General features: G+C 46.6%; 6 protein-coding genes. All 6 read left to right on the top strand.

Annotation, left to right across the window (positions count from 1 at the left end):
- Window positions 1–415 precede the first annotated feature (415 nt).
- The 6 genes from gltB to btuF all read left to right on the top strand — a co-directional run bounded on the left by gltB (window position 416) and on the right by btuF (window position 9554).
- Complete coding sequence (gene gltB / locus QWZ07_RS24830; RefSeq protein ID WP_192853827.1) at window positions 416–4879, top strand: glutamate synthase large subunit; 4464 nt, start codon at window positions 416–418, stop codon at window positions 4877–4879.
- Between the two features lie 16 nt (window positions 4880–4895).
- Entirely contained in the window at window positions 4896–6308 is a 1413-nt protein-coding gene (locus QWZ07_RS24825) for an FAD-dependent oxidoreductase (RefSeq protein ID WP_192853826.1), read from the top strand.
- Window positions 6309–6476: 168 nt separating this feature from the next.
- On the top strand, window positions 6477–6905 hold the full coding sequence (locus QWZ07_RS24820) for a DUF1499 domain-containing protein (protein WP_192853825.1): 429 nt from the start codon (window positions 6477–6479) through the stop codon (window positions 6903–6905).
- 127 nt (window positions 6906–7032) lie between these two features.
- The gene (gene mtnN, locus QWZ07_RS24815; protein ID WP_192853824.1) at window positions 7033–7728 is read left to right on the top strand and encodes a 5'-methylthioadenosine/S-adenosylhomocysteine nucleosidase; all 696 of its coding nucleotides are present in this window, start codon (window positions 7033–7035) and stop codon (window positions 7726–7728) included.
- A gap of 10 nt (window positions 7729–7738) precedes the next feature.
- Complete coding sequence (locus QWZ07_RS24810) at window positions 7739–8692, top strand: cobalamin biosynthesis family protein (RefSeq protein WP_192853823.1); 954 nt, start codon at window positions 7739–7741, stop codon at window positions 8690–8692.
- 1 nt (window position 8693) lies between these two features.
- Window positions 8694–9554: a vitamin B12 ABC transporter substrate-binding protein BtuF gene (gene btuF / locus QWZ07_RS24805; RefSeq protein ID WP_065105613.1), complete on the top strand. Its 861-nt coding sequence runs from the start codon at window positions 8694–8696 to the stop codon at window positions 9552–9554.
- Window positions 9555–9584 lie beyond the last annotated feature (30 nt).

Genomic DNA, 9584 nt, shown 5'->3' with positions numbered 1-9584 from the left:
CGTCGTTGACGTTAGCCTAGGGAAAAAGCAACACCCTTCCTAACTTTTATATTTGGCTAGCACTCGATGCTAGCCTTTTTTCTATCTGGCCTTTAACTATTTATCAATCACTCCTACTGCATATGTTAAATCCCGTTAACATCTAGCTTTTATATCTCATTGATCTTCATCGAGTATTTTAGATTATTACGTGGCTAATCGCGTTTACACATGATAATTAACCATGAACTTGACCTTAAACACAATTAGCTATACGTTGTAAAGCTGATGAAAATAAAACCAATCGGTTTTGTTAACACAACCAATAACGTTTTAGCTAGCTAAAAACAAACTATAAGTTCATAAAAAATAACAAGTACATGAATAGTTAGTCATTTACTGTCTGGATGACAGCGAAGCAAAAGGGAGAATTGCAATGGCTCTATATGATCCTAGTCTTGAAAAAGACAACTGTGGATTTGGTTTAATAGCGCAAATGGAAGGCCAACCGAGTCATAAGTTGGTACGAACTGCTATTTCAGCCCTCGATCGCATGACACACCGTGGTGGTATCGCCGCGGATGGTAAAACCGGAGATGGCTGTGGCTTATTGCTACAGAAGCCCGACTCTTATCTCAGAATTATTGCTGAAGAGAATAACTTCAAGCTCGGCAAACAATACGCTGTCGGCATGATTTTTTTCAGCCAAGACCCAATCAAAGCGCAATCGGCGCAAGACATCGTCAATAAAGAACTCGCTCAAGAGACTTTAACCGTAGCGGGCTGGCGTGTCGTGCCAACCAACACCGATGTTTTAGGCCCAATCGCCAAAGATTCTGTTCCCAATATTCAACAAGTGTTTATCTCGGCCCCTGCGGGCTGGCGTGAACGCGATATTGAACGACGCCTTTATATCGCTCGCCGTCGAATCGAAAAGCAGATCACCGAAGACAAAGATTTCTATATTTGTAGCCTGTCGACACAAGTCATGGTCTACAAAGGCTTGTGTATGCCCGCCGATCTTCCGCGATTTTACCTCGATCTTGCTGACTTACGTATGGAATCAGCCATATGTCTGTTCCACCAGCGCTTTTCAACCAACACACAACCGCGTTGGCCATTGGCTCAACCGTTCCGTTATTTGGCGCACAATGGTGAGATCAATACCATTGAAGGCAACCGTCAATGGGCTAAGGCTCGCGCCTATAAATTCTCTTCACCGCTGCTGCCCGATTTACAAACGGCCGCACCTTTTGTGAATGAGACAGGATCAGACTCCTCAAGCTTAGACAACATGCTCGATCTATTCCTTGCCGGTGGTATGGATGTGTTCCGAGCGATGCGTATGCTTGTGCCGCCCGCTTGGCAAAACCACCCAGACATGGATCCTGAGCTTCGTGCCTTTTACGATTTCAACTCAAAACACATGGAACCGTGGGATGGCCCTGCGGGTATCGTACTGTCTGACGGCCGTTATGCTGCATGTAACCTCGACAGAAACGGATTACGCCCTGCTCGCTATGTGATCACAAAAGACAACCTAATCACCTTGGCATCTGAAGTCGGTATCTGGAATTATGCGCCAGACGAAGTGGCAGAGAAAGGACGTGTTGGCCCTGGTGAATTACTCGTTATTGATACGCGTCGCGGTAAGCTATGGCAATCGAACGAGATCGACAATGATCTTAAAGGCCGCCACCCGTATAAAGAGTGGATGGATAAGAACGTTCACAAATTAACACCGTTTTCAGCACTAGCAGATGACCAAGTCGGTAAACGTAATTTTGATGATGACACCCTAAAGACCTATCAAAAACAGTTTGCAATGAGCAACGAAGAGTCAGACCAAGTATTGCGTGTACTCGGTGACATGGGGCAAGAAGCGGTCGGTTCTATGGGTGACGATACGCCAATGGCAGTGCTGTCTTCTAAAGAGCGCCTCATCACCGACTATTTCCGTCAGAAGTTTGCTCAAGTCACCAACCCACCGATTGACCCTTTGCGTGAAAAACACGTGATGTCTCTGGCAACCAGTATCGGCCAAGAGATGAATGTGTTCTGTGAAACCGATGGGCATGCTTACCGTGTGACGTTTGATTCACCCGTTCTGCTCTATTCTGATATGCAGCAACTTCTGCAATTAAATCAAAAGCATTATGGTCATACGATTCTTAGCATGCATTATGATCCAGCAGAAAAAGATCTCGAACAAGCCATCAACGACTTGTGTGATCGTGCGGTTCAAGATGTACGTGACGGCGCCGTTTTGGTTGTGCTTTCAGACAAAGATTTAGAGAAAGGTAAGCTACCCGTTCCAGCAGCCATGGCGGTCGGTGCGGTGCAAACTAGACTCGCAGACACCAACCTACGTTGTGATGCTAACATCGTTGTTGAAACAGCAACCGCACGTGACCCACACCAATTTGCCGTACTACTAGGCTTCGGCGCAACCGCGGTTTACCCATACCTCGCTTATGAAGCTCTAGGCAAAATGTTGGACGATGGTTCATTAGATAAAGACTATCGCACTGCATTGCAAAATTACCAAAACGGCATCAACAAAGGTCTGTATAAGATCATGTCGAAGATGGGTATCTCGACAATTGCTTCGTATCGCTGCTCGCAGTTATTTGAGGCAGTCGGTTTACATACCGATGTCGTTGATTTGTGTTTCCGTGGCGTAACGACTCGTATCCAAGGCGCTAGCTTTAGCGACTTCCAACAAGATATCTATAATCTATCTCGTAAAGCATGGACTAAGCGTAAACCACTGGAACATGGTGGCTTACTCAAATACGTACATGGCGGCGAATACCACGCCTACAACCCAGACGTAGTCAGTACCTTGCAAACCGCCGTAAAGACAGGTGAAACATCGGATTATCAATCTTTTGCGAAGCAAGTTAATGCTCGTCCAGCTGCTATGCTACGCGACTTAATGAGCCTCAAAAAAGCCGATCAACCTCTGCCTCTAGAGCAAGTAGAGCCGAGTAGCGATCTCTTTAAGCGCTTCGACTCTGCGGCTATGTCGATTGGTGCCTTGAGCCCAGAAGCTCATGAAGCGCTGGCCATGGCGATGAACCGCTTAGGTGGTTATTCTAACTCTGGTGAAGGCGGTGAAGATCCACGACGCTTTGGGACAGATCGTAACTCGCGCATCAAACAGATAGCTTCCGGTCGTTTTGGCGTGACACCACATTACTTAACCAATGCGGATGTTCTACAAATCAAAGTCGCGCAAGGTGCGAAGCCAGGAGAAGGCGGTCAGCTACCGGGTCATAAAGTCACCGCAGAAATCGCTAAGCTGAGATACTCAGTTCAAGGCGTTACTCTGATCTCTCCTCCTCCACATCACGATATTTATTCTATCGAAGATCTGGCGCAGCTGATTTTCGACCTTAAGCAAGTTAACCCTAAAGCCTTGGTTTCAGTGAAGTTAGTATCTGAACCGGGTGTAGGCACCATTGCTACGGGTGTAGCGAAAGCTTATGCCGACTTGATTACGATCTCCGGTTACGACGGCGGTACCGCGGCAAGCCCGCTGACTTCAGTGAAATACGCAGGTTGTCCTTGGGAGCTTGGCTTAGCCGAAACTCAGCAAGCACTGGTTGCTAACGGGCTTCGTCATAAGATCCGCCTGCAAGTCGATGGTGGTTTAAAAACCGGCCTCGACGTCATTAAAGGCGCGATTCTAGGCGCTGAAAGCTTTGGTTTTGGTACTGCACCAATGGTCGCAATGGGTTGTAAGTTCTTAAGAATTTGTCACCTAAATAACTGTGCAACGGGTGTGGCGACTCAAGATGAAACCCTACGCCGCGAATACTTCAAAGGCCTACCAGACATGGTGGTGAACTACTTTATCGGCCTAGCCGATGAAGTTCGCCAATACCTTGCAGAACTTGGCGTAGAAAAACTTACTGATCTGATTGGTCGTACTGATTTGCTTGAAGCCGTTCAAGGCCTCACGGCGAAACAAAGTAAACTCGATCTCTCTTCGATATTGGAAGCTCCTGTTTCTCCAGAGGGTCACCCACTATTTTGGACCGAGCCAAACGCACCGTTTGATAAGGCGCAACTCAACCAACAGATCCTTGATGATGCACTCGATGCAATTGAGAAACGTCAATCCACCAGCCTTTACTACAACGTGATCAACACAGACCGCTCGATTGGCGCTCGTATCTCTGGTGAAATTGCTAAGCGATACGGCAACCAAGGGATGGCAGGTTCACCAATCAAGTTATATCTCGACGGTACCGCAGGTCAGTCTTTTGCAGTTTGGAACGCAGGTGGCGTAGAGCTTTACCTAACAGGTGATGCTAATGACTATGTTGGCAAAGGCATGGCTGGCGGCAAAGTGGTTATCAAGCCTCACCAAGGCACCGCATTTACTTGTAACGAAGCGACCATCATCGGCAATACCTGCTTGTATGGCGCAACCGGAGGCAAGTTGTTCGCTGCGGGTACTGCAGGCGAGCGATTTGGCGTACGCAACTCAGGTACCGTTGCTGTGATTGAAGGTGCAGGTGACAACGCTTGTGAATACATGACAGGCGGTATTGTAGCCATTCTTGGCGCAACCGGAGTGAACTTCGGCGCCGGTATGACAGGTGGTTTTGCTTATGTGATGGACAAAAACGAAGACTTCCAAGGCCGTGTGAACAACGAGTCGGTCGAGGCACTTTCTCTGTCTGACCTATTTATCCACCAAGAACATCTGCGTGGCTTAATTGCAGAACACTTAGAAGAAACAGGCTCAGTACACGCTGAAGCTATTCTGGCGAACTTTGATGAATGGATTCCGAAGTTCTACCTAGTGAAGCCAAAGACGGCGGATCTTAACACCTTGCTCGGTCACCAAAGCCGTAGCTCTGCTGAACTTCGTGTTCAAGCGCAATAATTGGAAGGAGCCAATAATGAGCCAGAATGTATACCAATTTATTGATGTGAATCGCGTAGACCCAGCGAAGAAGCCAATCAAGATACGTAAGATTGAGTTTGTAGAGATCTACGAACCTTTCACTAAGCAACAAGCCAAGGCGCAAGCTGACCGCTGTCTAGACTGTGGTAATCCTTACTGTGAATGGAAATGTCCAGTCCATAACTACATCCCTCAGTGGCTTAAGCTTGCCAATGAAGGACGCATTATCGAAGCGGCTGAACTGTCCCACCAAACCAACAGCTTGCCTGAGGTGTGTGGACGAGTTTGTCCTCAAGATCGACTGTGCGAGGGATCTTGTACCCTCAATGATGATTTCGGCGCAGTAACCATCGGCAACATTGAAAAATACATCAATGACAAAGCGTTTGAGATGGGCTGGAAGCCAGACATGTCTCACGTTGAATGGACCGACAAAAAAGTCGCTATCATCGGCGCAGGCCCAGCAGGTCTTGCTGCTGCTGATATCTTAGTTCGAAACGGTGTGAAGGCCGTGGTATTTGACCGCTACCCTGAGATAGGTGGCCTGCTGACGTTTGGTATCCCATCGTTCAAACTTGAGAAAGGCATCATGGAAAACCGTCGCCGTATCTTTAGTGGAATGGGTGTCGAATTTAAAATGAATACCGAAGTCGGTAAAGACGTTCAGCTGCAACAATTAGTCGATGACTATGATGCTGTTTTCTTGGGTGTCGGCACCTATAAAAATATGCGTGCAGGGTTAGACAACGAAGAAGCACCGGGCGTTTATGATGCCCTACCCTTCCTTGTTTCCAATACCTACAAGGTCATGGAACTGGATAACCCAACGCCATTCATCGACATGAAAGACAAGAAAGTGGTTGTGCTTGGTGGTGGTGATACCGCGATGGACTGTGTCCGAACGTCTATTCGTCAACACGCTGCTAATGTTGTTTGTGCTTATCGCCGAGATGAAGCAAACATGCCAGGCTCTCGCCGTGAGGTGAAGAATGCAAAAGAAGAAGGCGTGAAGTTCATGTTCAACCTTCAGCCATTAGCATTGGAAACTGATTCATCAGGCCATGTGACTGGCGTCAAAGTGGTGAAAACGGCGCTAGGTGAACCCGATGACGCAGGTCGTCGTCGCCCAGAACCCGTAGAAGGCAGTGAGCATGTTCTTGAAGCAGACGCCGTTATCATGGCATTTGGTTTCCAACCTCATGCAATGGAGTGGCTAGAACCATTTGGTGTAGAGCTCGACCAATGGGGTCGTATCAAAGCTCCTGGCAAACAAGAGTTTCAATACCAAACCACCAACAGCAAGATCTTTGCAGGTGGCGATGCGGTTCGAGGATCTGATTTAGTAGTGACCGCTATCGATGAAGGCCGTAAAGCCGCAGAAGGGATCTTGGATTACCTAGAAGTGTGATTGGTATAGGGTTTCCTTTATTACTCAGCTCGTTACTATAAAAAAAGGATCCAATCATGGATCCTTTTTTGAATTAGATACGTTTATCACAAGCATAACGAAAATACGTAAAACAATCGCAAACAAGCCGATAACTATAATTAGAACTAAAACGCCATAGGAATCACGATGAAAAAAGCAGCTCTCCTCTCTATATCTCTTTTAACTCTAACCGCTTGCAGCCAAGGAATCACGGACATGAAAGACAGAACTTCATCACCTTGTGGAGACAAACCAAACTGCGTTTCAACTCAAGATGACCGTGAACAGCATGCATTGGCCTCGTTTGAGTTATCAGATTCAGCAAACTTAGATGCGATTGAGCAGGTTGCGCTGACCTTACCGGGCGCAAAAACAGCCAGTAAAACGGAAGACTACCTACGTGTTGAATGCACCTCGCGTATCATGCGCTTTGTCGATGACTTAGAACTTAAGATCACTGATGGTAAACTGATCGTGCGTTCAGAGTCTCGCACTGGCCATTCTGACTTTGGCGTCAACCGAAAACGAGCGGATCAACTTCGTGCTAGCTTGAAAAGCGAAGGCTTAATCAAATAGATAAAAGAATACACAGATAAATCGTCTGTATTCGGATGAGAAGTGCTTCTGGGCAGTCGCTCGACACTTCTCTTCCATGCTACAATTTCGCTCTACTGTTTAAATAATTTTTATTAAGAGACTACACATGAAAATCGGCATCATTGGCGCAATGGAGCAAGAAGTTGCGATCCTAAAAGCAGCAATTTCAGACATTACTGAAGTTAATAAAGGCGGTTGTACCTTTTTCTCTGGTCAGCTAAATGGTGTTGATGTTGTATTGCTTCAATCAGGCATTGGTAAAGTAGCAGCGGCTGTTGGTACTTCAATTCTACTAAGCGAATACCAACCAGATGTAGTATTAAACACTGGCTCTGCTGGCGGTTTTGATTCAACGCTGAACCTTGGCGATGTCGTTATCTCTACTGAAGTTCGTCACCACGATGCAGACGTTACAGCTTTCGGTTACGAAATCGGCCAAATGGCAGGTCAACCTGCAGCGTTCAAAGCTGACGACAAACTGATGGCTGTTGCTGAACAAGCTCTATCACAAATGGAAGATAAGCACGCCGTTCGCGGTCTTATTTGTACTGGCGACGCATTTGTTTGCACCGCTGAACGCCAAGAGTTCATCCGTAAGCACTTCCCATCAGTAGTTGCTGTAGAGATGGAAGCATCGGCTATCGCTCAAGCTTGTCACCAATTCCAAATACCATTCGTGGTTGTTCGTGCAATCTCTGACGTTGCAGACAAAGAATCACCAATGAGCTTCGAAGAGTTCCTGCCACTTGCAGCGCAAAGCTCTTCTGAGATGGTTATCAAGATGGTTGCCCTACTAAAGTAAGCGACTAGACATGCAAACACTGTTTGATCAGGTATTTGCAAATGGCGTGCTCCTTGTAATGTGGGGAGCACTGCTTTTTCATTTAATTTTACCTATCCCCCATGCCGCACATCCCACGACCTTATGGCATAAGTTTGCTGAACTTTTAGCAACCAAGGTTAATAACAATCAAAATTATTCCCAAAGCTTAATCTCAGGCACTTTAGCTTGGGGGTTAATGGTCTTGCCGACTCTGGTTATTCTATTGGCACTGCAGCCACTGGTTTGGCAATCACAACTGTTTGAATTAGCGCTGTTGTTACTCGCTATTGATTGGCGTAACAATGAAAAGCTGGCTAATCAGTTGATCAAAGCTCTTGGCCGAGAAGATAAAGCCACAGCTCGCCAGTTATTGGCACCTATTGTTAATCGTCAAACTGAATCACTGTCATCACTTGGGCTTGGCAAAGCCGCTGCTGAAACGATCATCATGGGTTACGCTCGTAATGTGGTTTGTGTATTGTTCTGGTACGCCATTGGTGGTGGAATCGTCGCTTTAATGTATCGCCTGATTGTCGAATTAGCGCGAGCGTGGTCACCAAGCCGTAAGCAGTTCTCTCCATTTGGATCAACGGCAATCAAGACCGTCGCTATCCTAGAATTTATACCAATGCGATTGTTTGCCTTGATGATTGTATGTGGTGATAAAGCGTCTCACACGTTCAAAATGATGCTCGTTCAGAGTCGCTCTTGGCCATTACCCGGCCCAGCATGGTTGATTACCGCTGTCGGCAACAAGCTTGAGCTGTCACTGGGCGGTCCTGCTATTTACGACAATACCAAAGCCATTCGAGCAAAATTAGGCGGCAGAATCGCACCTTCAGCGCTGCACTTATCTCAGGTTCAAAAGCTGCTTTTTGGTCGCATCGCGATTTGGATATTCTTACAAAGCCTAGCCTTACTCATTATTCACCAAGGGATTTAAAGTGAAACCCTCTCAACTCATTACACGATGTACCGCTCTCACGTTAAGTCTCAGCTTTTGTTTATGGACACCCACTTCTCTCGCAACAGAAGTCGCGACTGCCGAGCGCGTCATCAGCCTTGCTCCTCACGCCACAGAGCTCGCCTACAGCGCGGGTTTAGGTGATAACTTGATTGCGGTGAGTGAGCGAAGTGATTATCCACCACAAGCTGACAAGCTAGAGAAAGTGGCTAATTACCAAGGCATCAAGGTTGAGAAGATCATCGCACTGCAACCTGATTTGATTCTCGCATGGCCTGCTGGGAATCCACCAAGAGAACTCGCGAAACTAGAGCAATTTGGATTTAATATTTACTACTCGAAAACCAAAAGTCTAGACAGCATTGCGACCAATATTGAACAACTCAGCCAATACTCCAGTGATCCGAGTATTGGGGAAAACAATGCCAAGCAATACAAAGAGCAACTCAACGCATTGAGACTAAAATATAAAGATGCCGAACCCGTAGACTACTTTTATCAGCTCAGTGAGAAGCCGATCATCACTGTTGCTCAAGGGCACTGGCCAAGTGAGGTGTTTGAGTTTTGTGGTGGCCACAATATTTTCGAAGACAGTGCTTCTCCTTACCCGCAAGTTGGTATTGAACAAGTTGTGTTAAGAAAACCGCAAGTGATCTTCACTTCTCAGCATGCAATTGAGAATGGAACCATGTGGCAAACTTGGGAGGACGAGATCCCAGCAGTCGCTCAAAATCAGATTTGGTCACTCAACTCTGACTGGATTAATCGCCCGACGACGAGAACTTTGAAAGCGATCCAACAAGTATGCGATTTCTTCGATAGAGCTAGGCAAAATCACTAACTATTTGCTGCGTTTTTTCGTACAATTCGC

Source organism: Vibrio lentus (assembly GCF_030409755.1).
GTDB lineage: Bacteria > Pseudomonadota > Gammaproteobacteria > Enterobacterales > Vibrionaceae > Vibrio > Vibrio lentus.
This window is presented reverse-complemented; position numbering and strand designations above follow the sequence as displayed.

Coding starts and splice junctions, on each gene's coding strand:
- QWZ07_RS24820 (WP_192853825.1), top strand. CDS start 6,477: ATGAAAAAAGCAGCTCTCCTCTCTATATCTCTTTTAACTCTAACCGCT.
- gltB (WP_192853827.1), top strand. CDS start 416: ATGGCTCTATATGATCCTAGTCTTGAAAAAGACAACTGTGGATTTGGT.
- mtnN (WP_192853824.1), top strand. CDS start 7,033: ATGAAAATCGGCATCATTGGCGCAATGGAGCAAGAAGTTGCGATCCTA.
- QWZ07_RS24825 (WP_192853826.1), top strand. CDS start 4,896: ATGAGCCAGAATGTATACCAATTTATTGATGTGAATCGCGTAGACCCA.
- QWZ07_RS24810 (WP_192853823.1), top strand. CDS start 7,739: ATGCAAACACTGTTTGATCAGGTATTTGCAAATGGCGTGCTCCTTGTA.